This window comes from Micromonospora sp. NPDC048898 (assembly GCF_043198035.1).
Taxonomy (GTDB): Bacteria; Actinomycetota; Actinomycetes; order Mycobacteriales; family Micromonosporaceae; genus Micromonospora.
In genome coordinates this window covers 195204-212363 of sequence record NZ_JBICUF010000002.1, presented here as the reverse complement: position 1 = coordinate 212363, position 17160 = coordinate 195204, and the positions used below count along the sequence as shown (strand labels likewise).

Below are 17160 nucleotides of genomic sequence, written 5' to 3'. Positions count from 1 at the left end.
CCCTTGTCGGGGTCGAGTTGCCGGACCTGAATTCGAGTGGAGCCCTCGATTCCGATCCGGCGATTTGCTTCACAATGAGCGCGGCGCCTACGTTTTTCAATGGGAATCGGTCAGTAACTGTTGTGGACGATCCCACACCGCAGCGAGGTATCTGCTGAGGTCCGCACCATTCAGAGGCGACTCGTCGCTGTTTGATACAAACCGGTTTCTGGGCTCATCATCGGCCCGTAGGCCTGCCGTTCAATTGGCGCGCACGGGCGCTTATCCGGCGCCAAGGCACACGAAAGCGGCAGCCGTGGCGAGGTCCACCGGGTCGCCGGTGGCGCGCAACACCTGCTGTGCCTCGGCGAGGGCGGGCGCGGCAGGTGTGCCCGCCCGCAGTCGACGGTGCAGCTCGGTCATCAGTGCCACGGTGCGGTCCGCGGGCACCGGCAGCAGCGCCGCGACGAGCGTGCGGGTGCCGCTCGCCAGCAGTGCCGAGACGAAGCCCATGAGTTCATCACCGAGGGTGGCTTCGGCCCGTCCGCTCTCGCAGGCGGAGGCGATCACGCATCCCGGAGCCGTGCTCAGCCGCTCCAGTTCGTACGCGAACAGCGGGCCGTCGGCGAGCTCCAGGGTCGAGAAGAGCGGGTTGTCGGCACGGAACGTTCCGTGCGTCGCGATGTGAGCCAGGCGCGCACCGGACAGGGCTGCGGTGACGGTGTCCACCGTAGCCTGCTCCCCTACCAGCGCAGTCGCCTCGGGCCACAGCGCCGCGAGTGCCGCGACCTCACTGAGCGCATCCGGCAGGCGCGGACCGGCGACCAGGACCGGCCGCCCGCCGGGTGCGGACCGTTGGGTGGCGGCGAGCCAGGTCGCGGCCGATGGTGCGATCGTGACCGGACGCCCCACGCAGGACGGCAGTGCTGCCCATGGCAGCGCGTACAACGCCTGGCCGGGCACGATGACCAATGGCAGGTCGCCGAGCCTGCGCCGGATCGGGCCGAACAGGTCTGCGTCGACCAGGCCGGTGGAGTGCTCGAGTGCCGCCGACGCCCCGGCCGAGGCGCCCAGCGTGACCAGTCGCCGCAGGGCGAACCGGATGCGTCCCTGGTGCTTGAGCACGGCAGGCAGCGCGCAGAGATCGTGCAGGCTGGCCCGCCCGTCACGCACCAGGACCGCCCAGATCCGGTCGCCGTGGCTAAGCAGCTCGACGAGAACGGCCGGACCGAGCTGAGCGGTGACCGCCGCGATGTCAGGCACGCAGACCGGCGTCCCGTCTCCGGTGCCGGCGCCCTGGCTCCGTCGGGCCAGGTCGCGTACGTTGGCCTCGAGTGCGGACTGCTGGCGCAGCATCGCCGCGAGCTGCGAGCCGCCGGCCAGCGCGGCGTCCTCGGCGTCGCGGGCCGCGACCCGCAGGCGGGCCAGTGCCGCGGTCAGCTCCGGGTCGGTCGACGGACTCACGGGCTGGATCCGCAGGGTACTCGCGCGCCACCGTTCCGCCCAGGCCAGGACCCGTGCGGGTGCTCCGGTGGCGATGGCGAGTTCCAGACCTTCCCGGGCCAGCTCCTGCCCGTGAGCGCTGCTGCGCGCCCGGAGCTCGGACGTGCCCAGGGTCACGCGATATTCGTCGAGAACGGACAGTCCGCGTTGAAGCGTGGACATGGCGGCTCGGTCGTCGCCGTCCAGGCGGTGCAGTCGCGCCTGGGCGTGCCAGCCCTGGGCCCGTTCTGCCGCCAGTCCGCCGCGCCTGTGTCTGGCCGCCAGCGCCAGCAGTGCTCGGGCCTGGCTTGGCCGGTTCACCGCGAAGGCGACCGTCGCCGCCTCGTGCCAGGCCGTCAGAGCGAGACCGGTCAGGCCGGCCGAGGCCAGCGTGGCGGCGCTGTCGCTCAGGGCGCGCAGCTGGGCCGGGGTCCTTGTACCCTGTGCGAACCGGGCACGCAGCTCGATGTGGCGGGCGAATGCGTACCACACTGGGCGATGCTGTCGCCGGAACCTCCGGTATGCCGCCGCCGCGGAGCCTGCGGCCCGCTGCGGGTCACCGGCGAGCAGTTCAGCACGCGCCCTGGCCAGCAACGCCTCGGCGAGATCGGAGTCAAGCCCTCGGCGGTGCAGTTCCGCCACGGCGAACTCCGCCATCGCCGCCGCCTCCCCGATCAGCGGTACGGCGGCGAGCAGCTCGAACCGGTCGAGCAGCAGGCCGGGGCGCGGCACGTCGAGGCGGCGGTACTGGCGTTCGGTGTCGGCGAAGATCTCCAGCGCCCGGGCCAGGTCGCCGCGGCGAGCCGCGAGATGCCCGACGTTCCAACGGCAATCGGCTGCAGCAAGATCCAGGCCGAGTTCGCCGAAGAGTTCGGCGGCCCGTTCCAGATCTGCTTCACCCGACAGGACGTGATCGCCGATCGGCAGCACCGCCCGATTGTTGCGGGCCCGGGCCTCCACCAGCCGATCGCCTTCCCTTCGGGCGACATCGATGGCTGCGCCGTAGTCGACGGCCGCCTCTGCGTACCGGCCGCGGAAATGTTGCACGACGCCGCGCTGCATCAGCGCCTGCCCGGCCTCGGCGCCGCCGAGCTGCGGCAGCGCGGCACTCACGGCGTGGTACGCGGCGGCGGTTCTCCCCGCGGCTGCAAGCACATAGCCGAGGCTCATCTGGGCCATGGCCAAGATCTGCGACGACCCGCTGCGGCGACCCGCGGCCACCGCACGACGTAGGTGCCGCTCTGCCGCCACGAGGTCGTTCATCTCCTTGTGAGCCAGGCCGAGGGCCCGCTCGGCGACGGATCGCTCCTGAGCGAAGCCAGTACGCCCGCAGCCGACAAGGACCTGTTCAGCCAGGACGATCGCCTCGCGCGGCTGGTGCTGCCGTAACGCCAGCGCACGCGCGGCGAGGTCGGCCAGCTCCTGCCGGCCGGCAGCCGACGAGGCGGCTGAGCCCGCCTTGATACGGTCGGCTTTATGGATGACCATCGCGAAAAGACATCCTAGCCTTGGCAACGATGCATCGGCACCCACAAGGATGGGAGGCACGCCATGCGTATCGAGCCTGGAAGGCTGCGTCGGCGGACCGTGTTTGCGGCGGGAGGGGCCGCCGCACTGGGAGCACTGCTGCGCCCTGGGCGGGCGATCGCCGCTCCCGGATGGTACGAGCAGGCATTCCAGTCTGTCGTGGCCGCCGACCCCAACATCCGCGCCCACCTGACGCCCGGCCAGGAGTTCTGGTATCGGCCCCGGCAGCTCCTGGTCGCTCCCGCCGACCTTGGCCGCGTCATGGCGCGCCTGACCAACCTCGGGTACGTCGTCGCGACCGGCGCCCCGTTCGCAGGTGTCGCCCGGGTCATGTTCAGGGTGAATGTCGACATCAAGGCGATCGTGGATGACCTGCGCAATCGGGCGAACTGGACCGCGTCCGTCCCGGTGGTGCAGCCGCACCACGTCGTTGTCGGGTACCCCAACATCATGGGCAACCCGGGCGATGCGCCCGCGTCGCTCGCGGTGTCCGTCGCACCGGCGACGGGCTCTACGGGCTCCGGCCAGCTCGTAGGCATCTGCGACACCGGGATCTGGGCCGACGCGACCAAGAGGCACCCGCTCTGGTTCGCCGGCAGCTACGCTGCCGCACCGGCCGACATCGATGAGCTTTACCAGGGGAACTCCACGCTGGCGTTGCAGGCAGGCCACGGGACCTTCATCGCCGGAGTCCTGCGCCGGACGGCTCCGTCGATCATGTTCGATCCGGCCGTCGCGCTCACCCCCCACGGGATCGGCGACGAGGCCTCGGTCGCGGCAGCCCTGGCGTCGCTGAACCCGACCGTGTCGTATGTCAACCTCTCGCTGGGCTGCTACACCATGGGCAACGTGCCCTCGTTGCCGCTGGCCAACGCGATCGCCAGCCTCGCCCCCACGCCGAGCGCGGCGCCGGTGGTGGTGGCCGCGGCGGGCAATGCCGGATCGGCCCGGCCCACCTGGCCGGCGGCGCTACCGGGTGTCGTCGCGGTCGCGGCGCTGCGCACGGACGCCCTGCTCGGCCAGGTGCCGACCGAATACAGCAACTTCGGACCCTGGGTCGACCTGTGTGCCATCGGCGGACATCAAGGACCGTACGTCACCGGTCTGCTCGCCCCGCCCGACCAGAGACCATTGTCCTTCGACGGTTTCGCAACCTGGCACGGAACCTCGTTCGCGGTTCCGTACGCCATCGGCCGGATGGCCAAGCTGGTCACCAACCTCGGCATCAGCCCGCAGGCCGCCGCCGCCTCGCTGTGCGTCGGACCCAAGCCGTACGCCGGATACGGCGCCGTAGTGCCGTGAGCGGTAAACAGGTGACGCACGTCGATCTGGACGCCACCGTCCGGGCGGCCGCCGGCGGGGACCGGCGGGCATGGGAGGAGCTGGTGACCCACCTGATGCCCATGATCGTCGCGACCATCGAGGAGTGCGGGCTGACCGGCCCGGACGCCGCCGAGGTCAACCAGACAGTGTGGCTGCGCGTGGTGGAGTGGCTGGAGCATCTGCGTCACCCGGCAGCGCTGCCGAAGTGGATCGACACCACCACCCGACGCGAGTGCCTGCGCGTGCAACGCACCGCGGGCCAGCACGCGCACCTCGTCGGCAGCGAAGACGAGCTGATGAGCCGGGAGTCCGAGCCCTTGGACCCAATGGAGGCTGCGCTGCGCGAGGAGCAGTACCACGCGCTGCGTACCGGCTTCGCCCAACTGCCGGACCGATGCCGTGAGCTGTTGGGCATGCTGCTCGGCGAGCCGCCGATGAGCTACCGCGACATCGTGACAAGGACCGGCATGCGTATCGGCAGCATCGGGCCCACCCAACGCCGGTGCCTTGACAAGCTCCGCGCGAGCCCGACGGTGGCCGCGCAACTCGAGCGTGGGCGGACGGTGACGAGGTGAACGGGCGGCGGTGGGATGACGACAGTTGGTTGGTCACCGATCTGCACACGGCCCTGTCTCCCGGCGGGCTGTCATCCGAACTGCTCCGGCAGCAGGCGTTTTCCGCATTCGACATCGGCCGCACCCACGGCCAGGCCATCCTCGCGGAGCTGGTGTTCGACTCAGCCTGCGATCCCGAGCCAGCCGGTCCGATCCGGGCGGTCGGTTCCGCGCGCCTCCTGGCGTTCCGCACCGACCGACTCGCGATCGACATCGAAGTCACCGAATCCGGCTTGGTCGGACAGGTTTACACCATCGACGGCACCGACCCGGCTGCCCCCGACGAGCCTCTCCTCGAGGTGGTCGGCGAGACCCCCCAAGGCGTCTTCGGCCACTCCCCACTCGCCGAGTTGGGCGGGTTTGAGTTGCCACTGCCTGCGCCAGGGCCGGTGCGGCTGCGGGCGATACTCGCCGAAGGAACCATGGTGACGAGCTGGCTTGTCCTGCGTTATCCGCGCTGACTGACCTGACCTCCCCCCCCCCTCGACGATCGTCGCGGTCGGCGTGGGGATCTTCCCAGCAGGTCTGGGGCACCCAGACCACCGCCCGAGCACGCCGCACGACCACCTTTCGCACCTGGTCACCGCTGTGGCCTGACGCCCGCTCACCGCCGTACCCAACACCGCCGTCACCGCCGACCAGGTCGCCGCCTGCCCACCGGCCGTCGCCGACGTCATCACCGCCGCAGTCGCTGGCTCACACCCCCGCCACCGGAGTAATCGTTCAACACTTGGCGTTGTACTGATCCCGGCGATGGGGCACCACCCCGCCGCATCCCAGCAGGTCAGACTACTAATGGCGGCTGCCCTACTAGGCTCGTTGCGGAGGTGCCACATGAAGCTTGGGCTGCACTACTGGAACTACTCGACCCCGACCGACCCGGCCGCGATCGCACCGACCCTGGCGCAGACGGCGACCACCGCCGAGCAGGCCGGCGTCGCGTCGTTCACGGTGATGGACCACTTCTTCCAGATGGACGCGGTGTTCGCCGCCGAGGAGCCGATGCTGGAGGCGTACACCACGCTGGGCTACGTCGCGGCGAAGACCCAGCGGATGACGTTGGGCGTGCTGGTCACCGGTGTGATGTACCGGTACCCGGGGTTGCTGGCCAAGACCGTGACGACCCTCGACGTGCTCTCCGGCGGCCGGGCCCGCCTCGGCATCGGCGCCTCCTGGTACGAGCGTGAGCAGCTCGGGCTGGGCGTGCCGGTGGTGCCGGTGGCCGAGCGGTTCGAGCGGCTGGAGGAGACGCTGCGCATCTGCCTGCAGATGTGGAGTGCCGACGACGGCCCGTTCGACGGACAGCACTACCAGCTCGCCGAGACCATCAACTCACCGCAGCCGTTGCGCCGCCCGCACCCGCCCATCATGATCGGTGGCGGGGGCGAGAAGAAGACCCTCCTGCTGGTGGCACGCTATGCCGACGCCTGCAACCTGTTCGGCCGTGCCGGCATCGACGACGTGGCGCGCAAGCTGGACGTGCTGCGCGGGCACTGCGCCGCCGAGAGCCGCGACTACGACACCATCGAGAAGACGGTGGTCGCCGACCGGTCGCCACTTGACGACACCGACGGGTTCCTCGCCGAGGTCACCGACTACGCGGCGCTCGGGGTGACCGAGGTGCAGGTGACGCCGGATCGGCACCCGGTGGAGTTCGCCCAGCGGCTCGGCGACGAGGTGCTGCCCCGGTTGGCCGACGTCGGCTGATCCCGCTGCGCGGACCGCGTTGTGGCCTTGTTGAACTGCTGCTGTACGTCGGTGCAGGCATGGTTGCGTGGCTTCTTGAACGCCACCGTGATGGTGTCGGCCTCGGCTTCGCGGCCAGCAACACCGAGTGCAGGCCGGGCGCTTGGGCGGCGTGCAGGAGGCCGGACAGAAACGACACGGTCGCCTCGCGTACGGGCAGGATGGCGGCATACGTGTCGCTCGTTGCGACGCAGAACCTCGATGACGGTGATTCCGGGAAGGATCACCTTCATGCCGGGGTTCTGCGTCTTCTCGGTGCACCGCAACGGATCCGGGCGCGTCCGGACCGCCGATCGAGCCAGCTACTCCAAGTCCCTACTCGGAAAGGCCCAGTGGAGGATCAGCAGGGGGTCAGCTGCCAGGTCACCTTCGTCACGTTGACCGGTATATACAGGTCGCCCCCGGTCCCGCCGGCAGGAGCGCAGTTCTTGAAGGGAATCGACGAGCCGAAAGTGAACCCGGATATTACGGCGTCGCGGCCTGTGCCGTTGTAGAAGTTGAATCCCTGGATGCTGCCGGTCCACTCGCTGTTGGTCGTCAGAGACGGCGTCTCCACGGGACCCTGCGGCGGGTGGTTCCAGTTGGGCCAGATGCAGAGCATGCCCTGCGGGCAGTTCCCGGACCCCCAGCTTTGTATCGACACTCCGGGTGCTGCCGCCGAGGCGGTGGGGGCGGCGGCCAGCACGCCTGCGACGGACGCGGCGATGGCGATGGCGATGGATTTCAACAGCACGGTTCACCTGCTTTAGATAGATTGTTGTAGATGCAAATTTAAACTACCGGCGGAAAATTGACACGTCAAGCACCTGAAACGACGTAGTCCGGCGGGTCAATCGGAAGCCGGCGTCCACCTGTGTCTGATGACGATTGAGGTAGTTTCAGGGTGGTATCTGCCGGATGGCACCACGGCCTGCCAGCATCCGACCACCGCCCACGGTGGTGCGGTCGGCCAGCCCACCGCGAGCGGGGCGCTGATCGAGCAGCGGAGCTGTGGCGCCGGCACGGACCACCTGCGGTGGACCCGGAGATGACAGCCTGAGCACGGACGAGGGCTGTCCTCCCGTACTGCGGAGGACAGCCCTCGCCGGTGATCGGTCAGGCGACTCGGTGGCGGGTCAGGCGACCGAGGCCGGGAACCGTTCCCACACCCGGTGTGCGGCCATCAGCTGCTGCACCGCCGTCAGGGCCTCGGCGCCGGAGCCCGCCGTCACGATGCCGGGGGTGCCGGCGACGCCGGCCTGCTCCAGCACGGTGACGCCGGCGCCCCAGGCGCCGATCGCCTTGGCGTGCCGCCAGCACTCCTCGACGAGCAGCAGCACGCGGGGGTCCACGGCCGCCGGGCCCGGCCTGCCCGCCTTGGCGTCGCGGGCCGGGACGGCATCCGGTGCGGGCGCCGGCGCCCCGGCGAGCAGGACCGCGTCGAACTCGACGGACCGGCCGGTGGCGAAGGTGCGCTGCACCGGCATACCGCCCACCACGCCACCGTGCGGGGCGATCAGCAGCGGCACCATGCCGGCCGCGAACACGGCCCGCCGGACCTCGTCGACGCCGTCCAGGTCGCCGTCGGGGTCGACGACGATGCCGACCATCCGACCGTCACTCGGCCACTCCCGGCCGACCTGCGACAGCGCCGGGCTGGGCGTGACGTCGGCTAGTGGCACCGTCGGCTGCGGGGCGGGCAGGCCCAGACCGGTGGCGACCTGCTCGCAGAGCACCGGGTCGATGTTGGCGAGGCTCTGCAGCTGGCGTTCCTTGATCGCCTGGTGGTAGCACTTGCCGAGCTCGAAGGTGTACGCCCGGATGATGTGCTCCTTCTCGACCGGCGACATGCTCAGCCAGAACAGGCGTACCTGGCTGTAGTGGTCGTCGAACGAGGCCGGGTTGGCGCGTACCTTCGGGGCCTGCGCCACGGTGACCGGCACGTCGACGAACGCGTGCTCGGCGTCACCGGCGGGGAAGGGGTTGCCGCCGTCGAGCGAGTTCGGCCGGTACGGCGCCACGCCCGCGTGCACGGCGTGCTGGTGGAAGCCGTCGCGCAGCATGTCGTTGACGGCCGCGTGCGGGCGGTTGATCGGGATCTGTGCGAAGTTGGGCCCGCCCAGTCGGGTGAGCTGCGTGTCGACGTACGAGAAGAGTCGGCCCTGCAACAGCGGGTCGTTCGTGACGTCGATGCCCGGCGGCAGGTGGCCCAGGTGGAAGGCGACCTGCTCGGTCTCGGCGAAGAAGTTCGTCGGCGTCCGGTTGAGCACCAGCCGGCCGACCGGCTGCACCTCGGCCAACTCCTCCGGCACGATCTTCGTCGGGTCCAGCAGGTCGATGCCGGCGAAGGTCTCCTCCGGGGTGTCCGGGAAGACCTGGATGCCCAGCTCCCATTCGGGGTACGCGCCGGCCTCGATGGCGTCGTAGAGGTCACGCCTGTGGAAGTCCGGGTCGAGGCCGCCGAGTAGCTGCGCCTCCTCCCAGGTCAGGGAGTGCACGCCGAGCTTCGGCTTCCAGTGGAACTTGGCCAGCACCGTCTCCCCGGCCTCGTTGACGAGGCGGAAGGTGTGCACGCCGAAACCCTCCATCGTCCGGTACGAGCGCGGGATGCCGCGGTCGGACATGTTCCAGATGGTGTGGTGCTGTGCCTCGGTGTGCAGCGACACGAAGTCCCAGAAGGTGTCGTGCGCGCTCTGCGCCTGCGGGATCTCCCGGTCCGGGTGCGGCTTGCCGGCGTGGATGATGTCGGGAAACTTGATCGCGTCCTGGATGAAGAAGACCGGCATGTTGTTGCCGACCAGATCGAAGGTGCCCTCGTCGGTGTAGAACTTCGTCGCGAAGCCGCGGGTGTCGCGGACCGTGTCGGCCGAGCCGCGCGAGCCGAGCACCGTGGAGAACCGCACGAAGACGTCGGTCTCGCGCCCCTTCTTGAGGAAGCCGGCCCGGGTGACCGCCTCGGCGGTGCCGTACGCGGTGAACACGCCGTGCGCGCCGGCACCGCGGGCGTGCACCACGCGCTCCGGGATGCGTTCGTGGTCGAAGTGCGTGATCTTCTCGCGCAGGTGGTGGTCCTGGAGCAGCACCGGGCCGCGTGGGCCGGCCTTGAGGGAGTGGTCCGTGTCGCGCAGCCGCGTGCCGTTCGCGGTCGTGAGGTAGGCGCCCTGCTGACCGTTCGCGGTGGCCGGTGCGCCGGTCTCGGCTCCGGTCGGCGTCCGCGTCTGCGGTGCGCCCTGTTCCGGCTTCGGTGGCAGCGGGTCGTGCGGCGTCGTCGGTTCCTCGACGCTGGGTGGCGCGCTACCCGGTGCGCCGGGGACATCCGGGGTCAGGGCGTCGGCGATCTTGTCGGAGGCCGTCTTCACGGCGTTCTTGACCGCCTCGGCGGGCTTGCTCTTTTCCACTGAACGAACCTCTCGATGGAGCTGTACGGGCAGGCGAGTGCCCTGCTACCCCTGGTCAGGGCGTCGAAACACGACAGGTGTCGGCAACCTGCGGCGGGACTGGTGATTTCGCCGATGCGCGGATCGGTGGAGAGGAAAAAACTTACTTACGTCGATATCCCTCGACCCTAGGGAGTGCCCGACGTGTCCTCACCAACCACCACCCGTCCCCGTTCCGTGGTAGCCCGTCTCGCGGTGGCCGCCGTCCTGGTCGCCGGTGGCGTCCTCTCCGGCCCGACCGGTGCCGCGCAGGCCGCGGGCCCGTACGAGCGGGGTCCCGCCCCGACCACCGCGATCCTGGAGGCCAGTCGCGGCCCGTTCACCACCGCGTCGCAGAGCGTGTCGTCACTGAGCGTCACCGGCTTCGGCGGTGGCGTCATCTACTACCCGACAAGCACCAGCGAGGGCACCTTCGGCGCCATCGCCGTCTCGCCCGGCTACACCGCCGCCTGGTCCAGCATCAGCTGGCTGGGGCCCCGGATCGCCTCGCACGGTTTCGTGGTGATCGGCATCGAGACCAACAGCCGGCTGGACCAACCCGACAGCCGGGGTCGGCAACTGCTCGCCGCGCTCGACTACCTCACCCAGCGCAGCTCGGTTCGCACCCGGATCGACAGCAGTCGACTCGCGGTGGCCGGGCACTCGATGGGTGGCGGTGGCAGTCTGGAGGCGGCCTCGTCGCGGCCGTCGTTGCAGGCCGCGGTGCCGCTCGCGCCGTGGAACCTGGACAAGAGCTGGTCCGAGCTGCGGGTGCCCACGCTGATCATCGGTGGCGAGAGCGACACCGTCGCGCCCGTCGGGTCGCACTCGGTGCCGTTCTACAACAGCATCCCGGCCTCCGCCGAGAAGGCGTACCTGGAGTTGAACGGGGCGAGCCACTTCTTCCCGCAGACGACGAACACGCCCACCGGCCGGCAGATGGTGGCCTGGTTGAAGCGGTTCGTCGACGACGACACCCGCTACGAGCAGTTCCTCTGCCCCGGCCCGAGCGGTTCGCAGATCGAGGAGTACCGCAACACCTGTCCCAGCGCCTGACGGCGGTCCCGGGGCGGTCGCCGCTGGCGGCCGCCCCGTCCACGTGTGCGCACCAGCACTGAAGGTCTTGACGCCAAACCCGAGAAACGTACACTGCGAGTGTAAATAAACACCCGCCACGACAGAGGGATGGGTGATGGAGCGCGGCCTCGAACTGCACCACATCGGCGTCCGTTTCGGCGGCCTCACCGCCCTCGACGACGTCTCACTGCGGGTGCCGCCCAACCGGGTGGTGGGCGTGATCGGGCCCAACGGCGCCGGCAAGACCACGCTGTTCAACGTGATCTGCGGGTTCGTCGCGCCGGAGACGGGTTCCCTCACCCTCGACGGCCGACCGCTGCGGCCCCGGCCGCACCGGCTGACCCGGCTGGGCATCGCCCGGACCCTGCAGGGCACCGGGCTCTTCGCCGGTCTCACCGTGCTGGAGAACGTGCTGACCGGCGCCTCGCACACCGCCCGTGCGGGTTTCGTCCCGGCCCTGCTCGGGCTGCCGGCCAGCGACCGCGACGAGCGCCGGCTGCGCCGCGACGCCCTGGACCTCCTCGACGACCTGGGGATCGCCGACCACGCCGAGGCCGCACCCACCACACTGCCCTTCGCCGTACGCCAGCGGGTCGCCCTGGCCCGCGCGCTCGCCGCCCGGCCCCGGCTGCTGCTGCTCGACGAGCCCGCCGGTGGTCTCGGCGCCGACGACATCGCCGAGCTGGCCGAGCTGATCCGGCACCTGCCCCGGCGCGACGACGACCCCTGCGCGGTGCTGCTCGTCGAGCACCACATGGACCTGGTGATGGCCGTCTGCGATGAACTCGTGGTGCTCGACTTCGGCCGGGTGATCGCCGCCGGCACCCCGGACGAGATCCGCGACGACCCGGCGGTCACCGACGCCTACCTCGGTGCAGCCGTCGAGGAGGTCTCCCCGTGAGCGCGAGGAGTGAGCCGGGTTTGCGAGCCCCGCAGTCGCGAACGAGAGGTGACTCCGTGAGCGCGAGGAGTGAGCCGGGTTTGCGAGCCCCGCAGTCGCGAACGAACGATGGCACCGTGAGCGCGCCCGACCTGCTCGTGGTGCGCGGGTTGGTGGCCGGTTACGGTGCCGCGCCCGTGTTGCGGGCCATCGACCTCACCGTCCCGGCCGGCACGATCGCCGCGGTCGTCGGCGCCAACGGCGCCGGCAAGACCACCCTGCTGCGTGCGCTGTCCGGCATGATCCGCCCGGCCGCCGGCCAGGTGCTCCTCGCCGGGGAGGACCTGCGGGGTACGCCGGTGGAGCAGCTCGTCCGGCGCGGCATGGCACACGTGCCGGAGGGGCGGGGCGTGATCAGCGAGTTGACAGTCGACGAGAACCTGCGGCTCGGCGGGTTGTGGCGGCGCGACCGGGCCGACGCCGGCCGGGCCCTCGACGAGGTCTACCAGCTCTTCGAGCCGCTGGCCCGCCGCCGCCGGCACCTCGGCCACCAGCTCTCCGGCGGTGAGCGGCAGATGCTCGCACTCGGCCGGGCCCTGGTCGGCCGACCACGACTGCTGCTGCTCGACGAGCCGTCGCTGGGCCTGGCGCCGCGGGTGGTCGCCCGGACCATGGCCCTGCTGCGCCAACTGCGTGACCGTACCGGCCTGACCGTCCTGCTGGTCGAGCAGAACGTGCGCAGCGCACTCGCCGTCGCCGACCAGGGCGTCGTGATGTCCCTCGGTCGGGTGGTGATCGCCGCGCCGGCCGCGAAGCTGCGCGACGACGTCGACCTGCGCCACGCGTACCTCGGTTTCTGACCACCACCTCGTCCCCCGGAGGGAGGACTGTTGGACCGCTTCGTCTTCCTCACCGTCGACGGCCTGTCGCGGGGCGCGGTGTACGCCGCGTTCGCGCTGGCCCTGGTGCTCATCTGGCGGGCGGCGCGGGTCGTCAACTTCGCCCAGGGGGCGATGGCCGTCGCCGCCGCGTACGTCGCCTACACCGTCTCGACCGCGACCGGTTCCTACTGGCTGGGCTTCGTGGTCGCGATCGTCGCCGGCCTGCTGCTCGGCGCGCTTGTGGACCGGGTCGTGATGCGCCACGTCGACCACGCCTCGCCGCTCAACCCCGTGATCGTCGCGCTCGGCCTGGTGCTGTTGGTCCAGGCCGTGCTGGGCATGCTGTACGGCAACGAGTTCCGCCCCGCCGAGGCGCCGTTCAGCCGGTCCGCTCTGACCGTGGGCGGGGTGGCCGTGCTGTCGCCGTACGACCTGTTCGTCTTCGCCACGATCGGGGTGGTGGTCAGCGGCCTGGCCTGGATGTTCGCGCGTACCCCGGTGGGGTTGCGGATGCGCGCGGCGGCGTTCGCTCCCGAGGTGTCCCGGCTGCTCGGGGTCAACGTCGGTGGCATGTTGACCCTCGGCTGGGCACTCGCGTCCGGGGTGGGCGCGCTGGCCGCCATGCTGGTCCTGCCGACCGAGTTGGGCCTGCACCCGCACGCGATGGACCTGGTGTTCGTGTCGGCGTTCACCGCGGCGGTGGTGGGTGGGCTGGACAGTCCACCGGGGGCGGTGGTCGGTGGCCTGGTGGTGGGTCTGCTGCTCTCCTACGTGAGCGGGTACGCCGGCAGTGACCTCACGCCGCTCGCGGTGCTGGTCCTGCTGCTGGCGGTGCTGCTGGTCCGGCCGGGTGGGCTGTTCGCCCCGGTCGCGGCGAGGCGGGTGTGAGCGCCACGAGGGCGGCGGTGCCGCCGAAACAGCGGCTCGTCGACGTGGGCCGCCCTGTCGACCGGCGACGCGGCTCGACCCTGCTGCGCCACCTCGCGATCGTGCTCGTCGTCGGGCTCCTGCTGGTCGGGGTCAGCTACGCCGTCGAGCCGTTCCGTAACTTCCAGCTCGCCACCGTGGCCGCCTACCTCTGCGCGACCGCCGGGCTGACCGTCCTCACCGGGCTCAACGGTCAACTGTCGCTCGGGCACGGCGCCTTGATGGCCACCGGGGCGTACACGGTGGCGTTGTGCCAGAACGCGTTCGCCGACCGGGGGATGACCGGCGGCTGGCTGCTGCCGCTCTCGCTGGGCGCGGCGATCGTCGGCACGGTCGCGGTCGGCGCGGTGGTCGGTGTGGCGGCGGCTCGGCTGCGCGGCCCCTACCTCGCCGGGGTCACCCTCGCGGTGGCCGTCGTCGTGCCGGCGTTGGCCGTCACCTTCGACGGTGTGTTCAACGGCGAGCAGGGGCTGTCGGTGCCGGTGGAGCCGCCGCCGCTGTCGCTCGGCCCGTCCTTCCCCTACGAGCGGTGGCAGCTCTGGCTCACCGGCGCGGCCACCCTGCTCGCGATGCTGCTGCTGGCGAACCTGATCCGCAGCCGGTACGGGCGCACCTTCCGGGCGGTCCGCGACGACGAGGTGGCGGCCCGTCTGGCCGGCATCCACGTGGCCCGTACCCAGGTTCTCGCGTTCGTGGTCAGCGCCGCCACCGCCGGGCTCGGCGGGGCGTTGCTGGCGGTGCTCGCGCAGAGCGTCTCACCGGGGGCGTTCTCGCTGACCCTGTCGCTGTTCCTGCTGATGGCCGTGGTGATCGGCGGTCTCGGTCGGCTCACCGGAGCGCTGTGGGGGGCCGTCCTGCTGGTCGCCCTGCCCGACCTCACCCACTCCGCGACCGAGTTGCTCACGCTCTCGCCCGCGGTGGCGCAGCGGCTGGAGGGAAACCTGCCGCTGGCGATCTTCGGCCTCACCCTGATCGTCGTCATGATCGCCGCACCCGGTGGCATCCAGGGGCTGTTGTCCCGTCTTGGTCGGCGCCTGCGGGCCCGGCGTTCCTGAGCTGCTGCGCGCCCGGCCCTCGGCCGGGCGTACCACCACCCACACCGTTCCCCCGAACCGGACCGAGAAAGGTCGGTGTTCTCCATGCACCGTTTGGCACAACGTGGTCTCGCGATCGCCAGCACCATCGCCCTGTTGGCCGCCGCCGCTGGCTGCGGCGGTGACGACGGCTCCGGTTCCGGCGGCGCGTCGGTGCCGGGCGTCACCGACACCGAGATCGTCGTCGGCACCCACATGCCGCTCACCGGGCCGGCCTCGGCCGGCTACTCGAAGATCGCCCCGGCGACGAAGGCGTACTTCGACTACGTCAACGCCAACGGCGGTGTGCACGGTCGGAAGATCACCTACAAGATCATGGACGACGGCTACAACCCGGCGAACACCCAGCAGGTGGTCCGCCAGCTCGTCCTGCAGGACAAGGTCTTCGCCGTCCTCAACGGTCTGGGCACGCCGACGCACAGTGGGGTGCTCGACTTCCTGAAGAGCAACCGGGTGCCGGACCTGTTCGTCGCCTCCGGCAGCCGCACCTGGGACCAGCCGGACAAGTATCCCGGCACGTTCGGGTTCAACCCGGACTACACGGTCGAGGGCAAGATCCTGGCCAACTACGCCAAGACGAACCTGGCCGGCCAGAAGGTCTGCTTCCTCGGCCAGGACGACGACTTCGGCCGGGACAGCCTGGCCGGGGTGGAGAAGGTGCTCGGTGCCGGGGCCGTGGCGGCCAAGCAGACCTACGTCACCAGCAACACCAACGTGGCGCCGCAGATCGGCGCGTTCAAGGCGGCCGGTTGCCAGGTCGTCGTGCTCGCCACCGTGCCCGGCTTCACCGCGCTGTCCGTCGGCACCGCCGCGCGGCTGGGTTTCAAGCCGCAGTGGCTGGTCTCCAACGTCGGCGCCGACCACCCGACCCTGGCCAAGCAGCTCGACAAGGCCGCCCCGTTGCTCGAGGGCATGGTCGGCACCAACTACCTGCCGATGCAGAACGACACCGCGAACCCGTGGATCCAGCTCTTCACGAAGGTCAACAAGGAGCACAACGGCGACGCGCCGTTCGACGGCAACACCGTCTACGGCATGTCGGTCGGCTACCTCTTCGTCCAGACGTTGCTCGCCGCCGGCAAGGGCCTCACTCGGGAGAAGGTGCTGGAGGCGGTGCAGAAGGGCGGCTTCCAGGGGCCCGGTCTGGTGCCGCTGCGCTTCTCCGCGAAGGACCACTCCGGCTACGGCGGGCAACGGCTGAGCCGGGTGACCGGGGGAGTGCAGACCTACTTCGGTCCGGCGTACGAGACCGACGAGGCGGACGGCCCGGTCAACGAGTACACCGCCGCCCCGCCCGCGCCCCCGGCGAACGGAGTACCAACCGCCCCCTGAGCGGTCCCCGCCCCCTCCGCCGATCCTGCACTTTCTGTCCTCACACAGGTGTGCATTCCGGGGCATCGTGGCGACAGAAAGTGCAGGATCGGTGCAAACCTGAGCTGGGCGCCTGTTCGTTGACCGACGCACATTGGTCTTCTACTATCTGCATCGTGAGTGCAGATTATGGATGACCGCGCCGGTGGCCGGTCCGGGGCCGCTGATCACCCTCTGTCTAGACTCGGCGGTGCGTCGGGGGACGCCACGGGAGCGAAGGGGCGGGGGCGGATGGACGGGGTCGACGTCGTGGGCCGGGTCGACGGGCGCACGGCCCGGGCCGAGCGCACCCGCGCTGCCATCGTCGAGGCGCACCTCGCGCTCATCAACGAGGGTGACCTGCGCCCGACCGGGGAGCGCATCGCCGAGCGGGCCGGCATCTCGCTGCGGACGCTCTGGACCAACTTCAAGGACATGGAGACGCTCTTCGAGGCCAGCGGCGCGGAGGTGCTCCGGCAGCAGGATGCCGCCCACCGGCGCATCTCTCCCGGGCTGCCGCTGGCCAAGCGGGTCGACGCGTACTGCCGGCAGCGGGCCCGGTTGCTCCAGCTCATCGCGGCGTCGGCGCGGGCCGCCCAGATGCGCGAGCCGGTCTCCGAGCAGCTGCACCGCAACCGTCTCAAGCACATCGAGCGGGTCTGCGACGAGGTCGAGGAGCTCTTCGCCGTCGAGCTGGCCGCGGCCGGGCCGGGGCGGGAGCAGTTGCTCCACGCCCTGGTGGCGGCGAGCACGTGGCAGGCCTGGTCGATGCTGCGCTACGGCCTCGGGCTGGGCGTGGACCAGGCCCGCGCCGTGATGACCCGGACGGTGGGCGCGCTGCTGGCCGAGGTCGCGGCCGACTGATTCCCGGCTCGGCACGATATC

14 protein-coding genes are annotated in these 17160 nt (G+C 70.6%); 11 read left to right on the top strand and 3 right to left on the bottom strand.

Translation table 11 applies throughout. From position 1 onward, the window contains the following. Nucleotides 1-261: 261 nt before the first annotated feature. Nucleotides 262-2949: a CHAT domain-containing protein gene (locus tag ACGFIQ_RS07840; RefSeq protein WP_393240894.1), complete on the bottom strand. Its 2688-nt coding sequence runs from the start codon at nucleotides 2947-2949 to the stop codon at nucleotides 262-264. Nucleotides 2950-3012: 63 nt separating this feature from the next. On the opposite strand from ACGFIQ_RS07840, the gene ACGFIQ_RS07835 reads away from it, so the two are divergent. The 4 genes from ACGFIQ_RS07835 (at nucleotide 3013) to ACGFIQ_RS07820 (ending at nucleotide 6632) form a co-directional block, all read left to right on the top strand. After that, nucleotides 3013-4290: a S8 family serine peptidase gene (locus ACGFIQ_RS07835; RefSeq protein ID WP_393240891.1), complete on the top strand. Its 1278-nt coding sequence runs from the start codon at nucleotides 3013-3015 to the stop codon at nucleotides 4288-4290. 11 nt (nucleotides 4291-4301) lie between these two features. Continuing rightward, entirely contained in the window at nucleotides 4302-4886 is a 585-nt protein-coding gene (locus tag ACGFIQ_RS07830) for an RNA polymerase sigma factor (protein ID WP_393240888.1), read from the top strand. Beyond that, entirely contained in the window at nucleotides 4883-5386 is a 504-nt protein-coding gene (locus ACGFIQ_RS07825; protein ID WP_393240885.1) for a hypothetical protein, read from the top strand. Before ACGFIQ_RS07830 ends, ACGFIQ_RS07825 begins: the two co-directional genes overlap by 4 nt. A 373-nt stretch (nucleotides 5387-5759) precedes the next feature. Next, nucleotides 5760-6632: an LLM class F420-dependent oxidoreductase gene (locus tag ACGFIQ_RS07820; RefSeq protein ID WP_393240882.1), complete on the top strand. Its 873-nt coding sequence runs from the start codon at nucleotides 5760-5762 to the stop codon at nucleotides 6630-6632. A gap of 379 nt (nucleotides 6633-7011) precedes the next feature. On the opposite strand, the gene ACGFIQ_RS07815 is transcribed toward ACGFIQ_RS07820, so the two are convergent. Together ACGFIQ_RS07815 and ACGFIQ_RS07810 are read right to left on the bottom strand one after the other, a co-directional pair. Then, the gene (locus tag ACGFIQ_RS07815) at nucleotides 7012-7404 is read right to left on the bottom strand and encodes a hypothetical protein (protein ID WP_393240879.1); all 393 of its coding nucleotides are present in this window, start codon (nucleotides 7402-7404) and stop codon (nucleotides 7012-7014) included. A gap of 382 nt (nucleotides 7405-7786) precedes the next feature. Beyond that, nucleotides 7787-10048 carry a catalase gene (locus ACGFIQ_RS07810; protein WP_393240876.1) on the bottom strand — a complete coding sequence of 754 codons (2262 nt, stop codon included), beginning with the start codon at nucleotides 10046-10048 and terminating at the stop codon, nucleotides 7787-7789. Nucleotides 10049-10231: 183 nt separating this feature from the next. Between ACGFIQ_RS07810 and ACGFIQ_RS07805 the strand changes: the two genes are divergently transcribed. The 7 genes from ACGFIQ_RS07805 to ACGFIQ_RS07775 all read left to right on the top strand — a co-directional run bounded on the left by ACGFIQ_RS07805 (nucleotide 10232) and on the right by ACGFIQ_RS07775 (nucleotide 17139). Then, nucleotides 10232-11122 carry an alpha/beta hydrolase family protein gene (locus tag ACGFIQ_RS07805; protein WP_393240873.1) on the top strand — a complete coding sequence of 297 codons (891 nt, stop codon included), beginning with the start codon at nucleotides 10232-10234 and terminating at the stop codon, nucleotides 11120-11122. A 136-nt stretch (nucleotides 11123-11258) separates the two neighbouring features. Continuing rightward, nucleotides 11259-12044: an ABC transporter ATP-binding protein gene (locus ACGFIQ_RS07800; RefSeq protein WP_393240871.1), complete on the top strand. Its 786-nt coding sequence runs from the start codon at nucleotides 11259-11261 to the stop codon at nucleotides 12042-12044. Between the two features lie 116 nt (nucleotides 12045-12160). After that, a complete protein-coding gene (locus ACGFIQ_RS07795) occupies nucleotides 12161-12883 on the top strand; it encodes an ABC transporter ATP-binding protein (RefSeq protein WP_393240869.1) in 723 nt (240 codons plus the stop codon). A 30-nt stretch (nucleotides 12884-12913) separates the two neighbouring features. Continuing rightward, nucleotides 12914-13792 carry a branched-chain amino acid ABC transporter permease gene (locus tag ACGFIQ_RS07790; protein WP_393240866.1) on the top strand — a complete coding sequence of 293 codons (879 nt, stop codon included), beginning with the start codon at nucleotides 12914-12916 and terminating at the stop codon, nucleotides 13790-13792. After that, nucleotides 13789-14886, top strand: coding sequence for a branched-chain amino acid ABC transporter permease (locus ACGFIQ_RS07785; protein WP_393240863.1), 1098 nt, complete (start codon nucleotides 13789-13791; stop codon nucleotides 14884-14886). The genes ACGFIQ_RS07790 and ACGFIQ_RS07785 overlap by 4 nt, the downstream gene beginning before the upstream one ends. Before the next feature lie 84 nt (nucleotides 14887-14970). Then, nucleotides 14971-16257, top strand: coding sequence for an ABC transporter substrate-binding protein (locus ACGFIQ_RS07780; protein ID WP_393240861.1), 1287 nt, complete (start codon nucleotides 14971-14973; stop codon nucleotides 16255-16257). Between the two features lie 270 nt (nucleotides 16258-16527). Next, nucleotides 16528-17139: a TetR/AcrR family transcriptional regulator gene (locus ACGFIQ_RS07775; RefSeq protein WP_393240859.1), complete on the top strand. Its 612-nt coding sequence runs from the start codon at nucleotides 16528-16530 to the stop codon at nucleotides 17137-17139. Nucleotides 17140-17160: the final 21 nt, after the last annotated feature.